The organism is Alcanivorax nanhaiticus (assembly GCF_000756665.1).
In the GTDB taxonomy this organism is placed as follows: Bacteria; Pseudomonadota; Gammaproteobacteria; order Pseudomonadales; family Alcanivoracaceae; genus Alcanivorax; species Alcanivorax nanhaiticus.
Window position 1 is genome coordinate 38,478 of record NZ_ARXV01000010.1, and the last position, 25,562, is coordinate 64,039.

Sequence of the window (25,562 nt, forward strand, 5' to 3'; positions counted from 1 at the left end):
CCAGTATAACTTAGTCATCTTTGGAGGAGGGACGTTCGGAGGCTTCTTCATAGCGCAGTTTGCGCGCCAGCTTGTCGAGCACACCGTTAACGTATTTGAAGGATTCCTCTGCACCAAACACCTTGGCCAGTTCGATACCTTCATTGATCACCACCCGGTAAGGCACATCCAGGCGTTCCTTCAGTTCGAAGGCCCCCATGCGCAGGATGGCTTTTTCCACCTGGGAAAGCTCTTCCACACGGCGATCCAGAAACGGCGTCAGCAGTTCGTCCAGCTCCTTCACCTGCCCGGGCACACCGTGCAGCAGATCGTGAAAGTACTCGCGATCGGTCTTGGCAAAATCATTATTGGCCAGAAACTGGGCTTCGATATCGGTGACACTGGCACCAGCCAGCTGCCACTGATACAGCGCCTGAAGGGTAAAACGGCGTGCCTTGCGACGGGCAGCGGGTGTGGCTTGGCTCATAACAATCTCTTGATCAGTCAAAAGCGCCCTCTCCCGAAGGCGAGGGCGCATCGTCAGGCGACAGGTGTCTTATGCCCTGCCTGATTACAGTGCCTTGAACAGGGAAACCATTTCCAGCGCGCACATGGCGGCTTCGGCACCCTTGTTGCCAGCCTTGGTACCGGAGCGCTCGATGGCCTGCTCGATGGTGTCCACAGTCAACACACCAAAGATCACCGGTACGCCAGTGGCGTTCTGCACGCCAGCCAGGCCCTTGGCCGCTTCGCCAGCAACGTATTCGAAGTGAGCGGTACCACCACGAATCACCGCACCCAGGGTGATCACTGCGTCATAATCACGTTTCTCGATCACTTTCTTCACCGCCACTGGCAGTTCCCAGGCACCCGGTACGCGAATGATTTCGATGTCATCGCGGCTCACACCATGACGCACCAGCGCATCCACTGCGCCTTCCAGCAGGGCTTCAACGACGAAGCTGTTGAAGCGGGCAACGACGATACCGTAACGGCCGCCAACGTTGTTCAGGGAACCTTCGAGAGTCTTGATGTTTTGCATTTTTGCCTTCCTGTCAGTGCCGGAGGCTCACGGCAACCGACGCAGTGTTAAACGTTTGGTCTGACGTCTGACGTCTGACGCTATTGATCTTGTCACCCGACGCCCGACCTCAGACGTCCGGTGGTTTGTCAGCTTTCCGCGTCTACGTACTCGGTGATTTCCAGATCGAAACCGCTGAGTGCGTTGAAGCGCATGGGCGAGCTAAGCAGGCGCATCTTGCGCACACCCAGCGCCTTGAGAATCTGGGAACCGGTGCCAATGTTGCGGTAGGCACGGGACTCACCCTTGGGCTTGCGTGGCTCGCCACCGAAGAAGGTGTCCAGACGCTCGACCATATCCTGAGAGTCATAATCCTGCCCCAGAATAATCACCACACCCGCATCTGCCTCGGACACCGCTTCCAGCACCCGATGCATGTTCCAGCCGGTACGACCATTCATCTTGGCGCTCATCAGATCGCGCAGCGGATCCACCTGGTGCACCCGCACGGTGACTTCCTTCTCTTCACTGATCTCGCCCTTCACCAGCGCCACATGGGTCAGACCGTCTACAGTGTCGCGGAACGCCACCAGACGGAAATCGCCATACCAGGTATCCAGCACATTATCGGACACCTGTTCGATGGTCTTTTCATTCAGGGCACGGTACTGGATCAGGTCGGCAATGGTACCGATTTTCAGATCGTGCTCCTTGGCAAACACTTCCAGGTCTTCACGACGGGCCATGGAGCCATCTTCGTTCATGACTTCACAGATCACCCCGGCCGGCTCACAACCGGCCAGCTGGGCCAGATCACAGGACGCTTCAGTGTGACCCGCACGGCGCAGTACGCCACCCGGCTCGGACATCAGCGGAAAGATGTGGCCCGGCTGCACGATATCGAAGGCCTTGGCATTGCGCGCCACCGCAGCCTGAACGGTGCGGGCACGATCGGCAGCAGAAATCCCGGTGGTCACCCCTTCCCGGGCCTCGATGGACACGGTGAACTTGGTGCCGAAGCCACTGCCGTTGCTCTGTACCATCAAAGGCAGTTCCAGCAGCTCACAGCGCTCGCGGGACATGGGCATACAGATCAGGCCACGGCCATACTTGGCCATGAAGTTGATGGCAGCCGCATCCACATGCTCCGCCGCCATCACCAGATCACCCTCGTTTTCCCGATCCTCGTCGTCCATCAGGATAACCATCTTGCCCTGACGGATATCTTCGATCAGTTCTTCAATACTGTTGAGCTGCATAACTTCACTCGCTGTTGGAGTTGCAAGATTCAAGTTACAAGTTTCAACGCGGATAAACGCCGGTGCACATTTACACTTTTGCGTTTCGCGGGCAGGGCCCATCAAGATCAGATCAGACCTGACGCGCCTTGCAACTTGTAACTTGCAACTTTCAACTGCCTTTCAAAAACCCGTTTTCCGCCAGAAACGCCATGGAAATGCCCTGGGATGTGGGCTCGGCGGCCTTCTCTCCCAGTAGCAGGCGTTCCAGATAGCGGGCGATTATATCAACTTCCAGGTTCACTGGCGTCCCCACCTTCCACTGGCCGATGGTGGTGATGTCCTGGGTGTGCGGGATGATGTTCAGGGAGAACACCGCGCCGGACACACTGTTCACCGTCAGGCTGATGCCATCCACGGTGATGGAGCCCTTGTGGGCAATATATTTGGCCAGTTCTTTCGGTGCTTCAATATCGATCCGCACGGAGCGGGCATCCTGCTTCATCTCGACGATCTTGCCGAGCCCGTCCACATGCCCACTGACCAGATGCCCGCCCAGCCGGGTGGTCGGGGTAAGGGCTTTTTCCAGATTCACTGTGCTGCCCACGGTGATCTGCTTCAGAGAGGTCAGCGACAGGGTCTCACCGGACACATCCGCCTCAAACGCGCCACCCGGCAAGGCGGTGGCGGTGAGGCAGACACCGTTCACGGCAATGGAATCACCCAGCTGCACATCGCCAAAGTCCAGATCATCACTCTTGACCAGCAGGGTCACATCCCCGCCTTTCGGGGTCATCGCGGCCACGGTACCCATGGCTTCAATAATGCCGGTAAACATGGAAAACCTCTTGGAGAAGCAAGTTTCAAGTTACAAGATTCAACGCGGCTAACGCCGTGCAATACGGCTAGTCTCAACCGCCGCGTTTGTCGCCATTACAACCCCGCGAGCACGGCCTTTGCGAAGTGACACCCTCTCCCGCGCCTTGCAACTTTCAACTTGAAACTTGCAAGTCATCAGGAACCAGTGTCAGGCGCAGGTCATTCCCCACCATTCGCACATCCTGCCACCGCAGCGATACCTTCTCGCTCATGGTGGCCAGCTGCGGCAGGCCCAACAGCGGGCGCGCGGAAGAGCCCAACAGCGCCGGCGCCATGTACACCACCAGCTCGTCGAACAGCCCTTCACGAACAAAGGCCCCGGCCAGCGTGGCGCCACATTCTACCAGCACTTCATTGCATTCGCGCCGGTTCAATTCCTTGAGTAACTGCTGCAGGTCGATGCCGGAACCAGAGGCCGGTAAATGGATCACCTCAGCCCCTGCAGACTCCAGCGCATTCTGGCGCCCGTCATGACGTTCCCCGGCCACCAGCAGACAATGCCCCGGCGCACTCACTACCGGCACATTGGGGGGCGTGCGCAGGGTGCGATCCAGAATCACCCGCAGCGGCTGGCGCACCCAGTCACTGTCATAGGAAGTAAGCACCCACTGATCCGGGCGCACCGTATAGGAGGGGCGATCCGCCAGCACCGTGCCCACCCCGGTAATCACCGCAGAACTGCGCGCCCGCAACCGCTGTACGTCTTCGCGGGCGGCAGGCCCGGTAATCCACTGCGATTCACCACTGGCCATGGCGGTTCGGCCATCCACGCTGGCAGCAATCTTGATACGAATAAAGGGACGCTGGCGGGTCATGCGGGAAATAAAGCCGGGGTTAAGCGCCAGCGCTTCGGCCTCCAGCAACCCGGAAGCCGTCTCGATACCGGCATCCGCCAACCGTTTGAGACCCTGCCCCGCCACCTGCGGATTGGGATCCTGCATGGCAGCGACGACGCGGGACACTCCCGCCTCTAGCAGCGCATCCGCACAGGGGCCGGTACGGCCGGTATGGGAACAGGGTTCAAGAGTCACATAGGCGTTAGCGCCGCGGGCTTTGTCACCGGCGGCAGCCAAAGCATGACGCTCAGCGTGGGGCTCGCCCGCACGGGCATGAAAACCCTCACCGACAATCTCACCACCACGCACCAGTACGCACCCCACCCGTGGATTAGGGTCGGTGGTATAAAGAGCGCGGCGGGCCAACTGCAGGGCCCGCGCCATCATCTGGCGGTCGAAGTCGGTGAACATGGGCGTATTCTACTTGATGCCGGCCCCGGATGCCGCAACAAAGCGACCCGCATCCTCAACAAAATCTGCCAACACGGCCCGCCCCTGTTCTTCCATGAACTGCTGGAACGCGCCAGCCACCACCGAGAGACGCTTGCGCGAGGGTCTGACCAGATGCCATTGGGTCACGATGGGCAACCCTTCCACGCGCAACGGCGACAGGCCGACCCACCCACCCAGATTCAGGGTATGGGCAGAAAGGATCGAAATACCAAGCCCAGCCATCACCGAATGACGGATAGCCTCATTGCTTTCTACCGTCATTTTCACGTTCAGCGTTTGTCCCTGCTGCTGAAGATACTGCTCAATGGCATGCCGGGTGCCGGAACCCGACTCGCGCATCAAGAATGGCTCTCTGGCAATATCCTCCAGGCTCAGCGCGGGCTGTCGTGATAACGCATGCCCCTCGGCAGCAATGGCCACCAGCGGATTATCCAGGAACGCACTGGACTCCAACGACAACCCGCCCGGAACATGACTGAACACATAGAAGTCATCCAGCCCCGCCTCCAGACGCTCGATGATCTGCTCCCGGTTACCCACATGGAATGACACCTCAATCCCGGGATAACGCTCGCAGAACGGCCCCAACAGATGCGGCACGAAGTATTTGGCGGTGGTGACCACTGACAACCGCAAGGTACCGGCTTTCAGACCACGCAGATCCGCCAGGGTCATATCCAGATGTTCGAACTCCTCCATCACCCGGCGGGCAGAGGCGACCGCAGCCAGGCCCGCGTCGGTAAAACGCAGCTTTCGGCCATGCTGCGCATAAAGGGTAATCCCCATGGCATCCGCGAGCTTATGCAGCTGCATGGACACCGTCGGCTGCGTCAGGTGCAGCGCCTCGGCGGCAGCCGTGACCGTACCGGTATCGTGAACCGCGAGCAGGATCTCCAGTTGTCTCAGGGTGCCCACCCGGGCGTGCAATCGACTCATGATTAGATTTTTATCTATATAAAAACTAGATAGTATCTATTTTTATCTAATGTTGCTTCTCTGGATAATGCCCCCGTTTTCATAAGGGAGGCCCTATGTCACTGATTACCCGTCAACGTTTGTTTATCTGCCTGGTAGCCCTGCTCAATCTGGCTTTAGCCGCCACCCTGTACCTGAACGGCCATGCCGGTGCCCCTTTGGGCGTGATTGGCGGCGCGCTGTTGCCACTGGCCTGGCTGGCCGGTCGCCGGCCCGACACTACGGCCGTGTCCGCTGGCGAGGGGGATGCCCATGCAGCTTGATGCGGTGGTGCTGTTCTTTGTGCTGGGTCTGGTCGCCGGGGTGCTAAAGGTACGATTGCCATTCCCCACCGGCCTGTATCAGAGTCTGACACTGTTTTTGCTACTGGCCATCGGTCTCAAGGGCGGTGCCGCCCTGGCGGAACATGCCAGCTCACGCATCATCTGGCAGTCGCTGCTGGTGATTGGCTTTGGTGCCGCTTTGCCACTGCTGGCCTTCCCCCTGCTGCGTCAGATTGGTGGCCTGGACAAGATCAATGCCGCCGCCATTGCCGCCCACTACGGCAGCGTCAGCGTCGCTACCTACGCGGTGGCCGTGGCAGTACTGGATGCCGCCGGGGTCACCTATGAGGCTTACTTCCCCCTGTTCGTGGTGCTGCTGGAAATCCCGGCCATCATTGTCGGACTAGTGCTGGCCAGAGGGCTGTCTGCGGGGCTCGCCAGCCGTGAACTGGCCCATGAAACGCTCCTCAGTCCTGGGATTGTGTTGATGGTGGGCGGCTTGCTCATTGGCGCATTTTCCGGGGGCAGCCTCATCAAGATCACTCCCTTCTTCATGGACCTGTTCCAAGGGGCGCTGGCCTTGTTCTTGTTGAAAATGGGGCTCATCACCACCGAACAGCTCAGCGCACTGAAACAGGACGGCCCTTTCCTCGCGGCCTTCGGGGTCTTCATGCCCCTGCTGGCAGGAGGACTGGGCTCCCTGCTCGGCCATGGACTGGGTTTATCGGTGGGCGGTGTGACGTTGCTGGCAGTGTTGGGCGCCAGCGCCTCCTACATCGCCGTCCCTGCCGCCATGCGGGTAGCGCTGCCCCAGGCCAACGCCACACTCTCCATGGCGGCCTCTCTGGGCATCACTTTTCCGTTCAATGTGCTGGCCGGCATTCCTCTTTACCTGCTGCTGGCCCAGTGGCTTCAGGGGAGTGCCGTCAGCCCATGATCAGCCTGCCAGTTTGGCAATAAGAGAGTCATAAGAGAGAGACGGCAGCCACCAGGCTGCCGTCTGAAGAAAACATCACAAGACAAAAACAAGAAAGGCTGCGATGGGCGACATCGTCGATGTCCCATCAGGACGGCAGGCGGGCCCGCTACTTTTCCAGATCGTCGTCTTTGCTGCCGCCTTTGCCACGCAGACGATCCACCTCGGCAGAAAACTCGGAGATATCCTGAAAACTGCGGTATACCGACGCAAAACGCACGTAGGCGACATCATCCAGCTGCTGCAGCTCTTCCATCACAAACTCGCCCAATTCCCGGGCGGGCAGTTCGCGCTCACCGGTAGCGCGCAGACGGTGACAGACCCGGCTGATGGCCGCTTCCAGATCTTCCATACTCACCGGCCGCTTCTCCAGCGCCCGCAGCATCCCCGCCCGCAGCTTGGCCTCATCAAACGGCTGCCGCGTACCATCGGATTTTACCAACCGTGGCATCACCAGCTCGGCGGTCTCGAACGTGGTAAAGCGCTCATTACAACTGAGACACTCCCGCCGCCGCCGCACCTGCCCACCGTCAGCCACCAGACGGGAGTCGATCACCTTTGTGTCCTGGGCAGAGCAAAATGGGCAGTACATAAAAACCTCAATTGATAGTTGATAATTAATAATTGATAACGAAAACCCGAAATCCGATTACCTTCGGCTTTTTGAGGTTTTTATAATCGAGGTGAGCAGCTTCAACAACTCATCCACGTCCTGCAGCACAGAGTTTCCTGCACGCTTCTCGAAATAACCAGACTCCGTCAGCAAATCCAGCCAATACTGTGTTTCGCTGGCTTCCTTGAGCGCAATGGAGAGCTTGTGAATAAAGTCTGCCCGACTCTCGGCCTGCTCAGCTTCTCTCACAAGAGCACCAATTGCCGTGCCGCTTCGCAAGAGCTGTTTACTCAGTACGTACTCCCGCTTTTGCTCCTGCAGATACTGACAAACTTTCACAACCCGCAACGCAAAAGCGCGGGATTTCTCCCGCGCCGCACTACCTTCAGCCATCCTTGGCCTCCAGTTATCAATTATCCATTGTCAATTATCAATTACCGCTCATACACCGGCAACCGAGCACAAATCTCCTTCACCTTCCCTTTAACACTCTCAATCACAGACTCATCGCCCATGTTGTCGAGGATGTCACAGATCCAGCCGGCCAGTTCCTTGGCGTCGGCTTCAACGAAGCCACGGCGGGTGATGGACGGGGAGCCGATGCGCAGGCCGGAGGTGACGAACGGGGAACGCGGGTCGTTGGGAACGGCGTTCTTGTTCACGGTGATGAAGGCACGGCCCAGGGCGGCGTCAGCATCTTTACCGGTGATGTCCTGCTTGATCAGGCTGAGCAGGAACAGGTGGTTCTCGGTGCCGTTGGAGACCACGTCGAAACCGCGCTCGATGAACACGCTGGCCATGGCCTGGGCATTCTTCACTACCTGCTGCTGGTAGCCTTTAAAGTCCGCCTGCATGGCTTCCTTGAAGCAAATCGCCTTGGCGGCAATCACGTGCTCCAGCGGGCCACCCTGGCCACCGGGGAATACCGCAGAGTTGATCTTCTTCTGAATTTCTTCGTTGGCCTTGCCCATGATCAGACCACCACGGGGACCGCCCAGGGTCTTGTGGGTGGTGGTGGTGGTGATGTCGGCAATGCCTACCGGGCTCGGGTATACGCCAGCGGCAACCAGACCGGCCACGTGGGCCATGTCCACCAGCAGGATCGCGCCCACTTCGTCAGCGATATCACGGAAACGCTGCCAGTCCACTACCTGGGAGTAGGCAGAGAAACCCGCCACGATCATTTTCGGTTTGTGCTCGCGAGCCAGGCTTTCCACCTGCTCGTAATCGATCAGGCCGGTCTCGGTGTCCAGACCGTACTGAACCGCGTTGTAGGTCTTGCCGGAGAAGTTCGGCTTGGCACCGTGGGTCAGGTGACCACCGGCGTCCAGGCTCATGCCCAGCACGGTGTCGCCAGCCTGCAACATGGCCATGTAAACGGCAGCGTTGGCCTGGGAACCGGAGTGCGGCTGCACGTTGGCCCAGTCGGCGCCGAACAGCTCACAGGCACGGTCGATGGCCAGTTGCTCCACCACGTCCACGTTTTCACAGCCACCGTAGTAGCGCTTGCCGGGGTAGCCTTCCGCGTACTTGTTGGTCAGCACGGAGCCCTGGGCTTCCATGACCCGCGGGGAGGCATAGTTTTCAGAAGCGATCAGTTCGATGTGCTCTTCCTGACGGACTTCCTCGGCCTCGATGGCCGCCTGGATTTCCGGATCGAACTCGGCAATGGACATGGATTTCGGGAACATGGGCTAACCCTGCGCAATATTTGGTGGATTCGAGGGCGCGTATTCTAACCAAAACTGCCGCTAAAGACACATGAAGACGCCTCAAGGGAACCCATCAGTCGCCTCATGCCCCAGAACCCGGCCAAATCGCCCGGTTCCGGGGCCTGCGGCCTTTTACTCGAAGGCGGTTTCCGTTAGCTTAGGCGCCATTCCGCCGGGGTCGGCCTCTATCATCACGCCAACCCCGCACACTTAACGACACTGCGGTCGGAGTTTATGAGCCAGTACATCTTCACCATGGATCGGGTGGGCAAGGTTGTCCCGCCCAAGAAGCACATCCTGAAAGACATTTCCCTGTCCTTCTTCCCCGGCGCCAAGATTGGCGTGCTGGGTTTGAACGGCTCCGGTAAATCCACCCTGCTCAAGATCATGGCCGGTGTGGACAAGGATTTCCTTGGTGAGGCGCGACCCCAGGCTGGCACCAAGATCGGCTACCTGCCTCAGGAGCCGGAGCTGGATCCTGAGAAGAATGTCCGCGAAATCGTCGAAGAGGCCCTGTCCGAGATTCTCGATGCCCAGAAGCGCCTGGAAGAGGTCTATGCGGCCTACGCCGAAGAAGACGCCGACTTCGACAAGCTGGCCGCCGAGCAGGCCAAGCTGGAAGCCATTATCGAAACCAGCGACGCCCACAATCTTGAGCGCAAGCTGGAGATCGCTGCCGACGCCCTGCGTCTGCCGCCCTGGGAAGCCAGTGTCAAACACCTGTCCGGGGGGGAGCGCCGCCGGGTGGCCCTGTGCCGCCTGATTATGAGCGCCCCGGACATGCTGCTGCTGGACGAACCCACCAACCACCTGGATGCGGAATCCGTGGCCTGGCTGGAGCGCTTCCTGCACGAATTCCCCGGCACCGTGGTGGCAGTCACCCACGACCGTTACTTCCTCGACAACTCCTGTGAGTGGATCCTGGAACTGGACCGCGGTGAAGGTATTCCGTGGAAAGGCAACTACTCCTCCTGGCTGGAGCAGAAAGAGCAGCGTCTCGAGCAGGAAGCCAAGAGCGAATCTGCCCACCGCAAGACGGTGGAAAAGGAACTGGAGTGGGTGCGCCAGAACCCGAAAGGCCGCCGCGCCAAGAACAAGGCCCGTGTGGCCGCGTTCGAGGAACTGGCCAGCCAGGAATTCCAGAAACGCAACGAAACCCAGGAGCTATACATCCCGCCGGGTGAGCGTCTCGGTGAGCAGGTGTTCGAGCTGAATGGCGTGGCCAAGGAATTCGACCACAAGCTGCTCTATGAAGACCTGAGCTTCAAGGTGCCGCGCGGTGCCATCGTCGGCATCATCGGCCCCAACGGTGCCGGTAAGACCACCCTGTTCCGCATGCTGGCCGGCCAGGAAACTCCGGACAAAGGCGAAATCACCACCGGTGAAACCGTTCAGATGGCCTATGTGGACCAGAGCCGCGAAGACCTGGAAGGCAAGAAGACCGTGTGGGAAGAAGTGTCCGACGGTAACGACATCCTGCGCATCGGCAACTACGAAGTCCCCAGCCGCGCCTATCTGGGCCGCTTCAACTTCAAGGGTGGCGACCAGCAGAAGCGCGTGGGCGATCTGTCCGGTGGTGAACGCAACCGTCTGCACCTGGCCAAACTGCTCAAGCAGGGAGCCAACGTGCTGCTCCTCGATGAGCCCACCAACGACCTGGATGTGGAAACCCTGCGGGCACTGGAAGAAGCGCTACTGGCGTTCCCCGGCTGTGCCATCGTGATCTCGCACGATCGCTGGTTCCTGGATCGTGTCGCTACGCATATTCTTTCTTTTGAAGGAGATGCTAAAGTAGAGTGGTTTGAAGGCTCTTATACCGAGTATGAAGAGTACAAGCGCAAGCAGCTGGGTGACGAAGCCCTGCAACCCAAGCGTATGAAGTACAAACGGATCGACGTCTGACCCGTTGCGGCCGCCCCGGCAGCCGTAGCCGGGGCAGACCGCAAGCCAGCATCCGTTGGCAGTAGTCCGTTGCCAGTAAAAGGAAACGCTGATGAGCGAACGGCGCCGGGTTAATCGCATTGAATTTGATGGCGAAGCAACCCTGATCTTCCAACAAGACAGTTTCCCTGTGGAGCTGCAGGATCTGTCTGTTCTGGGCGCCCGCGTCCATAGTGAAACGCCGCTGGCCCTGCCGGACGCCTCTCCGGTATCACTCAAGATCATCCTCGAAGATTCTGATATCGCACTGACCTTGCCTGGCCGCGTCAAACGCCAGGAAGGGCGGGATATCGGCATCATGTTCGAAAAGCCCTCCGTGGACGACATGCAGCACCTGCGTCGTCTGGTCATGTTGAACGACGGCGACGAAGGTGACGACAACCCCGCCAGCCTGCTGAGCCCGGAGCACTGATTCTTGGAGCTGGATGGGCCGCAGTTTATAGCCAAGTTGAAGCAGGGAGACCGAGCCGCTTTCGGGCAATTGGTGAAACACCATCATGGCTACTTGCTGGCCACCGCCCGCTCCTTGCTCTCCCCTGCTGATGCCGAAGAAGCCGTTCAGGATGCCTGGATCTCAGCGCATCGCGCCATCGGCAAATTTGAAGGACGCAGCCAACTGCGTACCTGGCTAACCCGGATCGTTATCAATCAGGCCCGCATGATGCTGCGCAAGCAAGGGCGCGAAATCCAGTTTGATCCTACCGATGATAGTGACCCTCTCGCCCACCGCTTTCGTGATGGGGGGCACTGGGAACAGGGGCCGCAGCAGTGGGATCTGGGCGGCCCCGATTCGCTACTCACCCGCGATGAACTCCGTCATTGCATGGCCAAATGTCTGGACAGCATGCCAGAAAACCAGCGCTTGGTACTGGAGCTGCGCGACATGCAGGGCATGGACTTTGATGCCATCTGTAACATGCTGGACATCAGCGCATCCAATGTTCGAGTCCTGCTTCATCGGGCCAGGGCCCGACTATTTGAGCTGGTGGATCATTTTCAGGAGACAGGCGAGTGCTGAAATGCAAAGAGGTAGTCGATAGGGCCGACGCCCTGGTGGACGGCACGCCGCTAAGCTGGCGAGAGCATTTCGCCCTGCGCATGCATCTGCTGATGTGCCACCACTGTCGGCGCTATGTTCGCCAGCTGCATGCGCTGGTGACATCACTTAATGGTAAAAATACGCCTCCTGCCAGCGATGAGCAGGTGCAAGGCATCCTGGATAAGCTGGATCACGAGCACTGACTCACGCGCTCTTCACCTTGGCTGACCGCTACTACGCCTGCTTTGCAATTTTTATCATCCCCACCAAACACTCGGCCCCCTAGAATGGCTGTGGTGTGTTGAGCTGGCGACTGACGAGCCCGATTCGAGACCACGACGAATTTCTGGAGAACCCAATGCGTAACGATGTCCAGGACTACTACGGCAAGCAACTGCAATCCAGCGAGGACCTGCAGACCAATGCCTGTTGCGACCAGGAACCTCCGGAACATTTAAAACCGTTGCTGGCGCAGCTGCATGATGAAGTGGTCATGCGCTACTACGGCTGCGGGCTGGTGGCCCCTGAGCAACTAAGCGGCATGCGCATTCTGGATCTTGGCAGCGGCTCGGGTCGTGATGTGTATCTCCTGTCGGCCCTGGTGGGTGAACAGGGCGAAGTGGTGGGCGTAGACATGACCGACGAACAGCTGGATGTGGCGCGTCGTCATCAGGGTTACCACCGCGACCTGTTCGGCTACGCCAACAGTAATGTACGCTTCCTGAAAGGCTACATTGAAGAACTGGACAACCTGGATCTGCAGGACGGTTATTTCGACATCATCATCTCCAACTGCGTCATCAATCTGAGCACCGACAAGGCCAAGGTCCTAAGGGATGTAAAGCGGCTGCTCAAACCCGGTGGCGAATTCTACTTTTCCGATGTGTATGCAGATCGAAGGGTGCCGGGCGCGCTGGTGAATGATCCCGTGCTGTATGGCGAATGCCTTTCAGGGGCCCTGTACTGGAATGACTTCATCAATCTGGGCAAGCGCAGCGGGTTCGCCGACCCACGCCTGGTCGAGTCTCGTCGTCTGACCATCGAGAATCCAGCCATCGAGAAAAAACTCGGCAACATCCGTTTCTACTCTGCCACCTACCGGCTGTTCAACATCGACGCCCTGGAACCCGCCTGCGAAGACTACGGCCAGGCAGTCATTTACAAAGGCTCCCTGGAAAACTGCCCGCATGCATTCATGCTCGATGACCACCACATCATCGAAACCGGCAAGGTGTTCCCGGTATGCGGCAACACCTGGCTGATGCTGGAGAAAAGTCGTTTTGCGGAACACTTCGACTTTATCGGTAACTTCGATACCCACTACGGCATCTTCGAAGGTTGCGGATTGAATGTGCCTTTTGAAGATAACGAGCAAGCCGGCGCGGCAAGCTGCTGCTAGGAACAAAGTAGCGAGGTACGAGTTGCGATTTTCGAAAGGCAAAACCCTGAAGGGCCGCGCTTTTGATCTTCGTAACTCGTTACTCGTACCTCGCAACTCAAACACCCGGCCAGCATGATCGCCTTCACAACCCACTGGCACTGGAACACGAACCAAGGACGCCCAATGAACATCAAAAAAGCGCTGTTGTTTAGCCTCATCGCCGCGCTCATTGCCTGCTACTTTATTTTCGATCTGGGTCAGTTCTTCAGCCTTGCTTATCTTAAGGAGCAGCAGGGTGCCTTTGATACGCTGTACACCGACAAACCCACCTTGGTACTCGGGGCTTTCTTTGCCGTATATGTGGCGGTTACCGCGCTGAGCCTGCCCGGTGCTGCCATCATGACCCTGGCCGCCGGTGCCTTGTTCGGCTTCTGGGTGGCGCTGGTGCTGGTGTCATTTGCCTCATCCATTGGTGCCACCCTGGCGTTTCTGGCGTCCCGGTTCCTGTTCCAGGATACGGTGCAGGAACGCTTCGGCGAACGCCTGAAAAAAATTAACCAGGGAGTCGAAAAGGAAGGGGCGTTCTATCTTTTCACGCTGCGCCTTGTGCCAGCCTTTCCGTTCTTTGTCATCAACCTGGTCATGGGCCTGACCCCCATCAAGACCCGCACCTTCTACTGGGTCAGCCAGGTGGGCATGCTCGCTGGCACCGCCGTGTATGTGAATGCCGGCACCCAGCTGGGCCAGTTGGAAAGTCTGGGCGGCCTGCTCTCCCCGCAACTGCTGGGCGCCTTTGTGTTGCTGGGTATCTTCCCGTGGATTGCCAAAGGAATCATGGCGCGCCTGCAAGCTCGGAAGATCTACAAAGGCTGGAAAAAACCCAAACACTTTGACCGCAACCTGATCGTTATCGGCGCTGGTTCCGCCGGGCTGGTGAGTGCCTATATTGCTGCCATGGTGAAAGCAAAAGTCACCCTTGTCGAAAAACACAGAATGGGCGGCGACTGTCTGAATACCGGCTGTGTGCCATCCAAGGCCCTGATCAAGAGCGCCCGTGTCGCCTACCACGACAGACAGGCGGACAAGTACGGCTTCGACAGCATCAAGAGTGACTTTGTATTTGGCAAACTGATGCAGCGCGTACACCAGGTTATCGATAAGATCGAACCCCACGACTCGGTGGAACGCTACACCGATCTGGGCGTGGATTGCCGCCAGGGCGAAGCGCGCATCGTGTCTCCCTGGACAGTGGAAATCCGCAACGGCGACCAGCTGGAAACGCTCACCGCCCGCAGCATCATCATCGCCTCCGGCGCCCGTCCCTTCGTGCCGCCAATTCCCGGCATCGAGGACATGGACATCCTCACCTCCGACAATCTATGGGAACTTCAGGAGCTACCTAAACGCCTGCTGGTACTGGGCGGCGGCCCTATCGGTTGCGAGCTGGCGCAGACCTTTGCCCGGCTGGGCAGCGAAGTGACCCAGGTGGAAATGCTACCGCGCCTGATGATTCGCGAAGACGAAGAAGCCAGCGAGATTGTCACCCACTCCCTGAGGGAAAGCGGCGTACAGGTACTCACCGGCCACAAGGCGGTTCGCTTCAGCCATGAAGACGGTGAGAAGGTGCTTTTTGTGGAGAATGACGATCAGGAAACCGCCCTGCCCTTCGATCAGGTGCTGGTGGCGGTTGGGCGCAAGGCCAATACCGATAATCTTGGACTGGAGGATCTCCAGCTACCCACCGCCCCCAACGGCACCATCCAGACCAACGACCTGTTGCAAAGCCGCTACCCGAATATCTACGCCTGCGGCGATGTGGCCGGCCCCTATCAATTCACCCATACTGCCTCACATCAGGCTTGGTATGCCTCAGTCAATGCCCTGTTTGGCTTTCTGAAGTCCTTCAAGGTTGATTACCGGGTTATCCCCTGGTGCACCTTCACTGATCCGGAAGTGGCACGCGTTGGCATCAATGAACAGGAAGCGATCGAACAGGGCATCGAACATGACGTGACCCGCTACGGCATTGACGATCTTGACCGCGCCATCGCCGACAGCGCTGCCGAGGGCTATGTGAAAGTCATCACCGCCAAAGACACTGACAAGATTCTCGGCGTCACCATTGTCGGCCAGCATGCCGGTGAGCTGATTGCCGAATATGTGCTGGCCATGAAGCATGGCCTTGGCCTCAACAAGATCCTTGGCACGATTCACATCTACCCCACCATGGCGGAAGCCAACAAATTCGCCGCTGGCGAATGGAAGAAGGCCCGCAAGCCGGAAGGGCTGTTGCGCTGGGTGGAAAAACTGCACGCATGGCGGCGCTAGCAAGAAGGACCGAACATCGGTCATATTGACAATCATTATCATTAGCACTACCGTGCACGGCCAATTACATTCCTTACAATCGTACTGGGAGAATTGCCGTGCCCCGCTTCCGCCTTATTGGCTTGCCCATTTCCATGCTCACCCTTGCCATTTCTCCCCTGGCGCTGGCTGAGGAAGCCAACGAGCTGGGCACCATTACGGTTTCTGCCACCCGCTCCAACAGTGAAGTAGGCAAGACACCCCAGAAAATCACGGTGATCAGCAAAGAGGACATTGAACAACAGCTGCGCATGACCTCGGATCAATCCCAGGTGCTGAGCAATCTGATTCCGTCCTACACCCCAAGTCGCCAAAAACTGACCAACGCTGGCGAGACCTTCCGTGGCCGGGCACCGTTGTTTCTAATCGATGGCATTCCGCAATCCAATCCGCTACGCGATGGCTCCCGTGACGGATACACCATTGACCTGTCCATGGTGGAGCGCATCGAAGTCATCCACGGTGCCAGCGCCGAGCACGGCCTGGGCGCCACCGGCGGCATCATCAACTTCGTGACCCGCCGCCCTGAGTCCGGCACCGTGAACCAGCACATCGGCGTACAGGCCACCTCTCCCACCAATGACATCCACTCCGACAGCCTCAGCTACAAGGTGGACTACCGGGTAGACGGCATCGCCGGCAACGTGGACTACCTGCTGGGTGTCAGCTATGTGGACCGTGGCATGTTCTATGATGCCGAGGGCGACTACATCGGTGTGGATGGCACCCAGGGTGACATCATGGATTCGCAAAGTGGCGATGTATTTCTCAAGCTGGGCTACTGGTTCAACGACGAGCAGAACATCGAACTGTCTGTGAATCGCTTTGAGCTGGAAGGCAATCATGATTATGTAGCGGTTTATCCCCAGGATGGATGGGCCAACGGCATTTCCACCAAATCGAAAAAAGGCAGCCCGGAAGGCGACGCGCCAATGAACGAGGTGACCACCGCGGGCCTGACGTACACCCACAGCAATCTGGCCGGCAATCACTTCACCGCCCAGCTGTACAGCCAGACCTTCAAGGGTCGTTATGGTGGTGGCACCTTTGACACCTTTCAGTACACGCCAGGCCTTCTTGAGGAAGACAGAATTTACGATCAGTCCCAGAATGAATCCGACAAGATCGGGGGAAAGCTGACACTGACCCGGGACGGCATGCTGGATAACCACCTGAAACTGACCACCGGGCTGGATGTCCTCCAGGACGAGACCACCCAGATCCTGGCGCAAACCGGACGCGAGTGGGTACCGGAAACCCAGTTCCGCAACATCGCCCCATTCCTGCAGGCAGAAGTACAACCTATGCAGCAGCTCACCCTGAGTGCAGGTGTGCGCTATGAATACGCGAAGCTCAATGTAGATGATTTCACCACATTGGCGTCTTACGGCAGCAAACAGGTCGAAGGTGGCAACCCGGATTTCGACGAAACCCTGATTAACTACGGCGTAGTGTTTCAAGCCACCGAAAATGCCCAACTGTTTGCCAACTACTCCGAAGGCTTTGGCATGCCCGATGTAGGCCGTGTACTTCGCGGCATAAACCAGGACAACCAGAGCGTGGAGGACTTCCTCGACCTGCAGCCCATTGTGACCGACAACACCGAAATCGGTGTTCGCTTGCACAACGGCAGCGCGCACTTCGAAATCAGTCACTTCAGCTCTGATTCTGATCTGGGTCAGCGGCTCCAGAACAACGGCGGCATCTTTGAAGTCAGCCGTGAGCGCACTGAGATTCAAGGCATTGAAGCCGACGCAGGCTGGCAACTCAATGCTTCCCATTTCCTGAATGCAAGCTATGTCCACACCAGCGGCAAGTTCGACAGTGACGAGGATGGCTCTGTGGACACTCGCCTGGATGGCCGCAATATCGCCCCGGACAGCATCCAGCTGCGCTGGCAGGCCAACTGGACCAGCAAGCTGGATACCCAGCTACAGGGCACCCACTACTTCAACAAGGATTTCGAAGGCGACACCAACGACTTCACCGCCTACCAGCTGGTCGACTTGTCGCTGGGTTACACCCTGCCCAAAGGTCAGATCACTGCCGGCATCGAAAACCTGTTGAATGAAGATTACTTCACCTACTTTTCGCAAACCGCCACTACTCGAGATGATCAGAACTTCAAGGGACGTGGCCGCACCTTCACCCTGGGCTACAACCTGGACTTCTGATCTCCGGGTCACCACCTGACGGGCAGCCTCTGGCTGCCCGTGTTGTCTCTGGCGAAACCACAACATGCGTAAACTGCTGTTCATCCTGCATAAGTACACCGGCCTGACCGCAGGCCTGCTGCTGGTCATCAGCGGCCTCACCGGCAGTCTGCTGGTATTTCATGATGCGCTAGATGAACAGCTCACCCCGGAGCTTGTGACCCATGGCGAGCACCGTGCGCCCCTCAGCACGGTGATTGCCAACGCCGAAAGCGCCACCGGAAAAACAGCCCAACGCATTGACCTGTCCCGCCAACCCGGCAGCCCCCACACCCTGCGCTTTGCCAAGAATGCACAGGCCGCCGGGCCCCAGCAGGTCAGCGTCTCACCCTATTCCGGCGAAGTGCTTGCGGTGCGTGACTGGGGGCACTACCCGATGACCTGGATCTACCGACTGCACTACACCCTCCTTGCCGGTGCCAACGGCAAGACTGTGGTCGGAATTCTTGGCCTGTGTCTGCTCGGTTTCTGCCTCACCGGGGTGGTACTGTGGTGGCCGGCCGGAAAACGCAAAGGGAAGTGGAAGCGCCACCTGACCATCCAGCGCGGGGCCGGCAGCTACCGGCTGCACTTCGATCTTCATCAGGTTACCGGCATCTACCTGCTGCCCGCCCTCCTGGTGGTCGCCTTCTCCGGCGTTAGCCTGGTGTTCGCCAAACAGGTCAGCGCCGCGGTTGGCGCTGTGTTGCCCCTGCAAGAGCGCCCCGCCCCACACTCTGTTCCCTCAGAACAACCTCCGCTGGGGCCCGACGATGCCATGGCTCTGGTACAGTCACGTTTTCCTGACGCCACCCTGCAGCGCCTCTATCTCCCCCAGAAACCCACCGACAGTTACCGGATCGCCTTCACCCTGCCAAATGATGCCTGGCAAGACTACGGCGCCAACAATGTGTGGCTGGACCAGTACAGCGGCGCACCACTGGCGCTCTGGCAGATCGACCAATTGACCCCGGGCAGCCAGTTCATGTCTTGGCAATTCCCGCTGCACAATGGCGATGCCCTTGGCATGCCCGGACGCCTACTGGTCTTGTTTACGGGCCTGGCGCCGCTGCTATTTTTTGTGACCGGAAGCTACCTGTGGTGGACCAAACGGCAACTCAAACGGCGCGCAGCAAAACGCCGCAAGACATAAAGGCTGACATAAACGTTCAGTTTCATATCCTTTCCTGAAAGGCAGCATCACGGCATCACTACACAACAACGTGATACCGTTTGCCTAAAGGAGGAGTTATGACCCGTTTCCTGATCCCGTTCCTGTTGCTGCTTAGCAGCGCTACCCAAGCCTTTGATCACAGCGCCTGGAACACACTGCTTGCGAACCATGTGAAGCCACTGCGCGGCGGCGTTGCCACCGCTGTGAATTACTCAGGCATGGAAAAAGACCGGCAGACATTGCGCAACTATCTGGATGCACTAACCGATGTTACGCAGGCAGATTTTCAGCAGTGGCCACGGGACGAACAGCTGGCATTCCTGATTAATGCCTACAACGCCTTTACCGTTGAGCTGATACTCCTTGAGGGGCAACCCAACTCCATTCGCGATATTGGCAGCGTCTTCTCTGGCCCCTGGGACAAGGAATTCTTTTCTCTTCTTGGCAATCCACGCACTCTGGATGAAGTAGAGCATGAAATGATCCGAGCCAATCCGGCACTAATGGATCCACGCATTCACTTCGCAGTGAACTGTGCCTCCATCGGCTGCCCAGCCCTTCGCCCGGAAGCCTATACCGCAGATAAACTCGATGCACAGCTGGAAGACAGCACCCGAAAGTTTCTCAGCGACAAGCAACGCAATCGCTACAACAGCGAACGCAAGGCGCTGGAAATCTCAAAGATTTTTGACTGGTACGAAGAAGATTTCGAAGACGCTGCCGGCAGCCTGGCGGCGTACCTGCTGCCCTACGCCGAGGAACTCGGTGTTCCCCAGAATAAACGCAAACAGATGAAAGATGACGACATGACCATCCGCCATCTGGACTACGACTGGGCACTGAACAAACAGTAAAGAAACGCCGAATGCCAATGAAAAAACCGCAGGGCGGAAATGGCCGCAAGCCCATCTCTGCCCTTTCTCCAAACCGTCAACAAAACCGCTAACGGAACAAATTGAGGCACAAGCTTTCCGGCCCCATTCGCTCAACAAGTTGAGCTCCTACAGAGCTCGGCTACGTTAGTGATGCAATTGCCAAACGTCTCAGTTTTTTCTTTAGTTATTCACTATTAACTGTTAACTATTAACTGCCTTCAAAGGTATTCCAGCGCCTGCGCCACATTACTCACGCCAATCACCTCAACGCCTTCCGGCAGGTTTCTGGGAAGGTTGGCCTTGGGCACGATGGCTTTCTTGAAACCATGCTTTACCGCTTCGTAAAGCCGCTCCTGTCCCTGGGGCACCGGACGAATTTCCCCGGACAGACCGACCTCGCCAAATACCACCAACTCACGCTCCAGGGCGCGGTCGCGGAAACTTGAGACAATGGCTAACACTTGCGCCAGGTCGGCGGCAGTCTCGGTGACCTTGACCCCACCCACCACGTTCATAAACACATCCTGATCACCCACCTGAATACCGCCATGACGATGCAGTACCGCCAGCAACATGGCCAGCCTGTTGCCTTCCAGGCCCACACAAACCCGGCGGGGATTACCGAAGTGGGAAGCATCCACCAGCGCCTGCAGCTCCACCAGCAGGGGGCGTGTACCTTCCCATACCACAGTCACCAGAGAGCCGGAGGCAATCTCTTCCGCCCGGTTGAGAAAGATCGCAGAAGGGTTTTTCACTTCTTTGAGGCCTTCACCGGTCATGGCGAACACGCCCAGTTCGTTTACCGCACCAAAGCGGTTCTTCAAACCTCGAAGGGTGCGGAAACGGGAATCCGTGGAGCCTTCCAGCATCAACGAGCAATCGATCATGTGCTCCAGCACCTTGGGGCCGGCCAGGGTGCCATCCTTGGTGACATGCCCCACCAGCAACAGCACGGTGCCTGTCTGCTTGGCAAAGCGGGTCAGGGCCGCAGCACATTCGCGTACCTGTGCCACACTACCGGGGGCAGATTGCAGGGCTGTGAGGAACATAACCTGAATGGAGTCCACCACCAGAATACGCGGCTGTTCTTTACGAGCCAGTTCAAGAATCTGTTCCACATCGGTTTCCGCTGCCAGCCGCAGCTTGTCCTTCGGCAGCTTCAGCCGGTCGGCACGCATGGCTACCTGGGAAAGCGATTCTTCACCGGTGATATAGAGCGACTTCTGGCTATCCGCCAGCTTGCAAAGCATCTGCAGCAGCAGTGTGGATTTACCCGCACCGGGATGACCACCAATCAGAATGGCAGAACCCGGCACCAAACCACCGCCCAGCACCCGGTCCAGCTCGCCCATGCCAGAACCTATCCGCGGCGTCTCTTCCAGCACAATCTCGTTGAGGTTCTGCACCTCAGAAAGCTGACCGGAAAACCCCGCACGACTACCGGCCCCCTTGGAAGCGGGAGTCGCCGGGTCGTGGACGAACTCCTGCAAGGTATTCCACGCACCACAGGAAGGACACTGGCCCTGCCACTTAGGAGTATCAGCACCGCAATCGGTGCAGACAAAGGCGATTTTTTTCTTGGCCATGGAAACCTAGTTGCAAGTTACAAGTTGAAAGTTTCAACGCGGGGAAAGCCATCCCGGCCGGACAGCGTGCAACCGCGATTCAGGTCACTATGCGCTTCGCTAAATCTCAAAACAGGAGTCGCGCCCTTTATATTGCGCTCTATCTTTTCAATGTTTCGGCGCGGGCACAACGCTCAACATCACGCACACGACCAGTCCGCGTTGCAACTTGCTTCTTGTAACTTGCAACTCAGCATTTCCGCTCGCCTGCAAGCTGGCCCCACCGCTGCGCTCGATCAAACGATAATACGTTCCGGACGGCTGGTTATCTGACAGAACAGCTCATAGCTGATGGTGCCGCAGGCTTTCGCTACCGCGTCCACATCCACCACATCGCCCCACAGCTCCACTTCATCGCCCACATGGGCATCAATGCCGTTGAGGTCGATGGTGAGCATGTCCATGGACACTCGCCCCACCAGTACCGTGGGCTCGCCATTAATGGCCGCAGGGGTACCGCTGGGAGCATGGCGGGGGTAGCCGTCACCGTAGCCCACCGCTACCACCCCTACCCGGCCAGCTTGCGCTGCCGTCCAGGTCGCTCCATAGCCCACCGATTCACCCGGCTGAATATCATTGATAGCAATCAGCCGTGCCGCAAAGCGATGGCTGACTTGCAGGCCGATTTCAGCAGCGCTCTTCCAGGTGAAGGGGGACGAGCCATAAAGCATGATGCCTGGGCGCACCCGCTTGGCTCGGGTGTTCGGGTAGCGAATCAGCGCAGCGGAGTTAGCGGCAGACAATGGCAACCCCAGCGCATCCGCTACCTCCTGGGCCAGCATATGCTGGCGGGTCGTGCGCTCATTCTGCTCGTCATCCGCACAGGCGAAGTGCGTCATGACACCCACCGGCTTCATGCCGACAGCCGCAAGCTGCTCAGCCGCCTGCAGGGCAATGGCAGGTCGCAGTCCCAGACGGTTCATTCCGGTATTCACTTTCAACCAGAGGCGATCGGTGCCGGGGTTCTCCAGCAACATGGCCACCTGCCAGGGCGAGTGCACCACCAGCTCCAGAGAGAGCGCCCGCGCTTCGATCATTTCCTCCTGATCAAAGCAGCCCTCCGCCACCAGAATCGGCGCCCCGATGCCTGCGTCTCGCAACTGGCGAGCCTCTTCCAGCAAAGCCACACCCAGACCGTCCACCTGGTTCAGCATGGCATTGGCGGCATTCACCAGACCATGGCCATAGCCATTGGCCTTGACCATGGCGAAGACGTCAGCCCCGCCCGCCAACTGCTTCGCCCGCCGCGCATTGTGTGCCAGCGCCGCATTACGAATTTCGACTCGGGTACCACGCATTATCAGGCACTCCTGAGCCAAAACGCGTCACACCGAACCGCAACGTCGGGTCGTTGTTTTCCTTGCAACTTGCAGCTTGAAACTTGCAACTCAATCACTCATCCATTGCCGCCAGCTGGGCGTAGTATTCCGGTGCCAGGTCATCGAAGCGGGAGAACTGCCCCTGAAAGGCTAACCGCACCGTGCCGATAGGGCCGTTACGCTGCTTGCCGATAATCACTTCGGCCACCCCCTTTTCATTGGTGTCCTTGTTGTACACCTCGTCCCGATAGAGGAAGGTGATCAAGTCGGCGTCCTGTTCGATGGCCCCGGATTCCCGCAGGTCAGACATCACCGGCCGCTTGTTGGGCCGCTGTTCCAGTGAGCGATTAAGCTGGGACAGGGCCAGCACCGGACAATTCAGCTCCTTGGCGATACCCTTCAGGGAGCGGGAAATTTCCGAGATCTCGTTCACCCGATTATCCACTCCCGGCACCTGCATCAGCTGCAAGTAATCGACCATGATACAGCCGATTTCGCCACCACACTCCCGGGCCACGCGGCGGGCACGGGCACGCATTTCCAGCGGACTCAATGCCGGAGTGTCATCAATATAGAAGCGCTGCTCACTCAGCATGTGAATGGCGGAGGTGATGCGCGGCCAGTCATCCTTTTCCAGGTTACCGGAGCGCACCGAGGTCTGGTTGATCCGCCCCAGGGAGGCGAGCATCCGCATGACAATGGAGTCCGCGGGCATTTCCATGGAGAACACCAGTACCGGCTTGCCGGCCTTGATGGCCACGTTTTCGCACAGGTTCATGGCAAAGGTGGTCTTACCCATGGAAGGACGACCGGCGATGACCACCATGTCCGATGGCTGCAGACCACCTGTCATCTTGTCTAGCTCATCAAAGCCGGTGGTCACCCCGGTGATGGCGCTCTTGTTCTTGTAGAGCTCATCAATCCGGTCCACGGTCTTCTTGAGCACGGTCTTGATGTCTTGGGGGCCTGAGCCCTTCTTCTGCTGCTCGGCAATCTCGAAGATGGCGGATTCCGCCTTGTCGAGAATCTCCAGCGACTTGCGCCCTTCCGGGTTGAAGGCGCTGTCCGCTACATCATGGGATACATTGATCAGCTGCCGCAGGATACTGCGCTCACGGACGATCTCTGCATAGGCGGTGATGTTGGCCGCACTGGGCGTATTGCGCGCCAGCTCAGACAAATAAGTCATGCCGCCAATCTCTTCCAACTGCCCCAGCTGCCCAAGAGCTTGGGACACCGTCACCAGATCACAGGGATTCTCTTCTTCCACCAACTGGGCAATCACCTCAAAGATCTGGCGGTGGGCCTTGCGATAAAAGTCCCGAGCTCCGACCCGCTCTGCCACGTCATCCCAGGCACTGTTGTTAAGCAGCAGACCACCCAGAATCGCCTGCTCGGCTTCCACGGAATTGGGCGGAATCTTCAGGTTTTCAGGCAGATGTTTATCCAGCGATACGGGTTCGTTCATGGGGGCTTCCACAAGACCAGAAATCAGTAACGAGCTTCGAGAAGCGAGTACCGAAAAGCACCGCAACCCGGCCTTTCGTAACTCGAAACCCGCTTCTCGAAACTCAAAATCACTTCAACGAAAAAGGGCATTGTCCTCTCGGACAATGCCCTGATTCTGTCACCGCGCCCAGCAATGGGCAAACCGGTTGTCCGTTACTGTCGATTACTCGGCAGGAACCACAGCCAGCTTGATGGTAACAGTCACCTCGGCGTGCAGCGCCAGGTCGATTTCGAACTCACCGGTGTTGCGCAGAGCACCATTCGGCAGTTTGACTTCGGCCTTTTCTACCGCAACTTCGGTAGCAGCTGACACGGCTTCAGCGATATCGCGGGTACCCACGGAGCCGAACAGTTTGCCTTCGTCACCGGCTTTGGCAGCGATGGTAACGGTAGCTTCGTTCAGCTTCTCGGCGCGAGCCTGGGCAGCAGTCAGCTGCTCGGCAGCATGCTTCTCCAGCTCGGCACGACGGGCTTCCACTTCAGCCAGGTTGGCTTTGGTGGCCGGCAGCGCCTTGCCCTGAGGGATCAGGAAGTTACGGCCGTAGCCGGAACGTACGTCAACCACAGCACCCAGGTCGCCCAGGTTCTTGATAGTTTCCAGCAGGATCACTTGCATGATAGTAGTCCCCTCGGCTTAGCTGTCGTGGCTGTCAGTGTACGGCAGCAGCGCCAGGTAGCGGGCCTGCTTGATAGCAGACGCCAGCTGACGCTGATAGCGTGCCTTGGTGCCGGTGATACGGCTGGGCACGATCTTGCCAGTTTCAGTGATGTAGGCTTTAAGGGTGTCGAGATCTTTGTAATCGATGTACTCAACACCTTCCGCGGTGAAGCGGCAGAACTTGCGGCGACGATAAAAACGGGCCATTGGATATCTCCTCTTTAATCCTGGTTGAGGGTGTCCAGCGTTTGGGCAATCAGCTGCAAACGGTCCCGGGCGTCTCCTTTGTATCCGGCGCGGCTAAGGCACCCGGTTACCTTGATTCGCTGACCCTCTTTCAGGCTTTGAGCCTGTCGGGTCATCCCGCCTGCCAGTATCACAGCAATGCGGGCCTGGACTTCACGGGGATGGCCGTCTTCCAGCTGGCGGGAGCGATGCTCGAGCCACAACCGTTGGCGGGGTACCCCTGCCGGTGTCAGTGCGACCTTTTCCAAGGTGGCGATTACACCGGTGAGTTCACAGTAATTGCTTTCCAAA

The 25,562-nt window shown here is 58.2% G+C and carries 26 protein-coding genes; 11 read left to right on the forward strand and 15 right to left on the reverse strand.

Going from position 1 to position 25,562, the window contains the following annotated elements; translation table 11 throughout:
- Nucleotides 1–10: 10 nt before the first annotated feature.
- The 6 genes from nusB to Y5S_RS12610 form a co-directional block, all read right to left on the reverse strand.
- Nucleotides 11–466, reverse strand: coding sequence for a transcription antitermination factor NusB (gene nusB, locus Y5S_RS12585; RefSeq protein ID WP_035233441.1), 456 nt, complete (start codon nucleotides 464–466; stop codon nucleotides 11–13).
- Between the two features lie 84 nt (nucleotides 467–550).
- Nucleotides 551–1,021: a 6,7-dimethyl-8-ribityllumazine synthase gene (ribH, locus tag Y5S_RS12590; protein WP_035233442.1), complete on the reverse strand. Its 471-nt coding sequence runs from the start codon at nucleotides 1,019–1,021 to the stop codon at nucleotides 551–553.
- Nucleotides 1,022–1,149: 128 nt separating this feature from the next.
- Nucleotides 1,150–2,259, reverse strand: a complete 1,110-nt coding sequence (ribBA, locus tag Y5S_RS12595; protein WP_035233443.1) for a bifunctional 3,4-dihydroxy-2-butanone-4-phosphate synthase/GTP cyclohydrolase II — start codon at nucleotides 2,257–2,259, stop codon at nucleotides 1,150–1,152.
- 151 nt (nucleotides 2,260–2,410) lie between these two features.
- On the reverse strand, nucleotides 2,411–3,076 hold the full coding sequence (locus Y5S_RS12600; protein ID WP_035233444.1) for a riboflavin synthase: 666 nt from the start codon (nucleotides 3,074–3,076) through the stop codon (nucleotides 2,411–2,413).
- 154 nt (nucleotides 3,077–3,230) lie between these two features.
- Nucleotides 3,231–4,364 carry a bifunctional diaminohydroxyphosphoribosylaminopyrimidine deaminase/5-amino-6-(5-phosphoribosylamino)uracil reductase RibD gene (gene ribD, locus Y5S_RS12605; protein ID WP_035233445.1) on the reverse strand — a complete coding sequence of 378 codons (1,134 nt, stop codon included), beginning with the start codon at nucleotides 4,362–4,364 and terminating at the stop codon, nucleotides 3,231–3,233.
- A gap of 9 nt (nucleotides 4,365–4,373) precedes the next feature.
- Entirely contained in the window at nucleotides 4,374–5,342 is a 969-nt protein-coding gene (locus tag Y5S_RS12610; protein ID WP_197055144.1) for a LysR family transcriptional regulator, read from the reverse strand.
- Between the two features lie 95 nt (nucleotides 5,343–5,437).
- Between Y5S_RS12610 and Y5S_RS12615 the strand changes: the two genes are divergently transcribed.
- Both Y5S_RS12615 and Y5S_RS12620 read left to right on the forward strand, forming a co-directional pair.
- A complete protein-coding gene (locus Y5S_RS12615) occupies nucleotides 5,438–5,644 on the forward strand; it encodes a hypothetical protein (protein WP_035233446.1) in 207 nt (68 codons plus the stop codon).
- Nucleotides 5,634–6,581: a sodium-dependent bicarbonate transport family permease gene (locus tag Y5S_RS12620; RefSeq protein WP_035233524.1), complete on the forward strand. Its 948-nt coding sequence runs from the start codon at nucleotides 5,634–5,636 to the stop codon at nucleotides 6,579–6,581. The genes Y5S_RS12615 and Y5S_RS12620 overlap by 11 nt, the downstream gene beginning before the upstream one ends.
- 148 nt (nucleotides 6,582–6,729) lie before the next feature.
- On the opposite strand, the gene nrdR is transcribed toward Y5S_RS12620, so the two are convergent.
- Genes nrdR through glyA form a run of 3 tightly spaced genes read right to left on the reverse strand, consistent with a single transcriptional unit; the run spans nucleotide 6,730 to nucleotide 8,924 of the window.
- Complete coding sequence (gene nrdR, locus Y5S_RS12625; RefSeq protein ID WP_035233447.1) at nucleotides 6,730–7,212, reverse strand: transcriptional regulator NrdR; 483 nt, start codon at nucleotides 7,210–7,212, stop codon at nucleotides 6,730–6,732.
- Between the two features lie 57 nt (nucleotides 7,213–7,269).
- Nucleotides 7,270–7,626, reverse strand: a complete 357-nt coding sequence (locus Y5S_RS12630) for a four helix bundle protein (RefSeq protein WP_035233448.1) — start codon at nucleotides 7,624–7,626, stop codon at nucleotides 7,270–7,272.
- 41 nt (nucleotides 7,627–7,667) lie between these two features.
- Nucleotides 7,668–8,924, reverse strand: coding sequence for a serine hydroxymethyltransferase (glyA, locus tag Y5S_RS12635; RefSeq protein ID WP_035233449.1), 1,257 nt, complete (start codon nucleotides 8,922–8,924; stop codon nucleotides 7,668–7,670).
- A 255-nt stretch (nucleotides 8,925–9,179) separates the two neighbouring features.
- On the opposite strand from glyA, the gene ettA reads away from it, so the two are divergent.
- The 9 genes from ettA (at nucleotide 9,180) to Y5S_RS12680 (ending at nucleotide 19,893) form a co-directional block, all read left to right on the forward strand.
- A complete protein-coding gene (ettA, locus tag Y5S_RS12640; RefSeq protein ID WP_035233450.1) occupies nucleotides 9,180–10,847 on the forward strand; it encodes an energy-dependent translational throttle protein EttA in 1,668 nt (555 codons plus the stop codon).
- Nucleotides 10,848–10,938: 91 nt separating this feature from the next.
- Complete coding sequence (locus Y5S_RS12645) at nucleotides 10,939–11,298, forward strand: PilZ domain-containing protein (RefSeq protein ID WP_035233451.1); 360 nt, start codon at nucleotides 10,939–10,941, stop codon at nucleotides 11,296–11,298.
- A 3-nt stretch (nucleotides 11,299–11,301) separates the two neighbouring features.
- Complete coding sequence (locus tag Y5S_RS12650; protein WP_035233452.1) at nucleotides 11,302–11,904, forward strand: RNA polymerase sigma factor; 603 nt, start codon at nucleotides 11,302–11,304, stop codon at nucleotides 11,902–11,904.
- Nucleotides 11,898–12,128, forward strand: coding sequence for a zf-HC2 domain-containing protein (locus Y5S_RS12655; RefSeq protein WP_035233453.1), 231 nt, complete (start codon nucleotides 11,898–11,900; stop codon nucleotides 12,126–12,128). The genes Y5S_RS12650 and Y5S_RS12655 overlap by 7 nt, the downstream gene beginning before the upstream one ends.
- Nucleotides 12,129–12,283: 155 nt before the next feature.
- Nucleotides 12,284–13,324 (forward strand): methyltransferase domain-containing protein, encoded by a 1,041-nt coding sequence (locus tag Y5S_RS12660; protein ID WP_035233455.1) that lies wholly within the window; start codon nucleotides 12,284–12,286, stop codon nucleotides 13,322–13,324.
- A gap of 165 nt (nucleotides 13,325–13,489) precedes the next feature.
- Complete coding sequence (locus Y5S_RS12665) at nucleotides 13,490–15,634, forward strand: FAD-dependent oxidoreductase (protein ID WP_035233456.1); 2,145 nt, start codon at nucleotides 13,490–13,492, stop codon at nucleotides 15,632–15,634.
- Between the two features lie 98 nt (nucleotides 15,635–15,732).
- Nucleotides 15,733–17,847 carry a TonB-dependent receptor gene (locus tag Y5S_RS12670; protein WP_035233457.1) on the forward strand — a complete coding sequence of 705 codons (2,115 nt, stop codon included), beginning with the start codon at nucleotides 15,733–15,735 and terminating at the stop codon, nucleotides 17,845–17,847.
- A 64-nt stretch (nucleotides 17,848–17,911) separates the two neighbouring features.
- Nucleotides 17,912–19,018: a PepSY-associated TM helix domain-containing protein gene (locus Y5S_RS12675; RefSeq protein WP_035233458.1), complete on the forward strand. Its 1,107-nt coding sequence runs from the start codon at nucleotides 17,912–17,914 to the stop codon at nucleotides 19,016–19,018.
- 98 nt (nucleotides 19,019–19,116) lie between these two features.
- Nucleotides 19,117–19,893: a DUF547 domain-containing protein gene (locus Y5S_RS12680; protein WP_035233460.1), complete on the forward strand. Its 777-nt coding sequence runs from the start codon at nucleotides 19,117–19,119 to the stop codon at nucleotides 19,891–19,893.
- A 239-nt stretch (nucleotides 19,894–20,132) separates the two neighbouring features.
- On the opposite strand, the gene radA is transcribed toward Y5S_RS12680, so the two are convergent.
- The 6 genes from radA to priB form a co-directional block, all read right to left on the reverse strand.
- Complete coding sequence (radA, locus tag Y5S_RS12685; RefSeq protein ID WP_035233461.1) at nucleotides 20,133–21,500, reverse strand: DNA repair protein RadA; 1,368 nt, start codon at nucleotides 21,498–21,500, stop codon at nucleotides 20,133–20,135.
- A 275-nt stretch (nucleotides 21,501–21,775) separates the two neighbouring features.
- On the reverse strand, nucleotides 21,776–22,837 hold the full coding sequence (gene alr, locus Y5S_RS12690; protein WP_035233462.1) for an alanine racemase: 1,062 nt from the start codon (nucleotides 22,835–22,837) through the stop codon (nucleotides 21,776–21,778).
- A gap of 94 nt (nucleotides 22,838–22,931) precedes the next feature.
- A complete protein-coding gene (gene dnaB, locus Y5S_RS12695; RefSeq protein WP_052041590.1) occupies nucleotides 22,932–24,326 on the reverse strand; it encodes a replicative DNA helicase in 1,395 nt (464 codons plus the stop codon).
- A 204-nt stretch (nucleotides 24,327–24,530) separates the two neighbouring features.
- On the reverse strand, nucleotides 24,531–24,983 hold the full coding sequence (gene rplI / locus Y5S_RS12700; RefSeq protein ID WP_035233463.1) for a 50S ribosomal protein L9: 453 nt from the start codon (nucleotides 24,981–24,983) through the stop codon (nucleotides 24,531–24,533).
- Between the two features lie 18 nt (nucleotides 24,984–25,001).
- Entirely contained in the window at nucleotides 25,002–25,232 is a 231-nt protein-coding gene (gene rpsR / locus Y5S_RS12705; RefSeq protein ID WP_022983792.1) for a 30S ribosomal protein S18, read from the reverse strand.
- Between the two features lie 14 nt (nucleotides 25,233–25,246).
- On the reverse strand, nucleotides 25,247–25,561 hold the full coding sequence (priB, locus tag Y5S_RS12710; RefSeq protein ID WP_035233464.1) for a primosomal replication protein N: 315 nt from the start codon (nucleotides 25,559–25,561) through the stop codon (nucleotides 25,247–25,249).
- Between the last annotated feature and the right edge of the window lies 1 nt (nucleotide 25,562).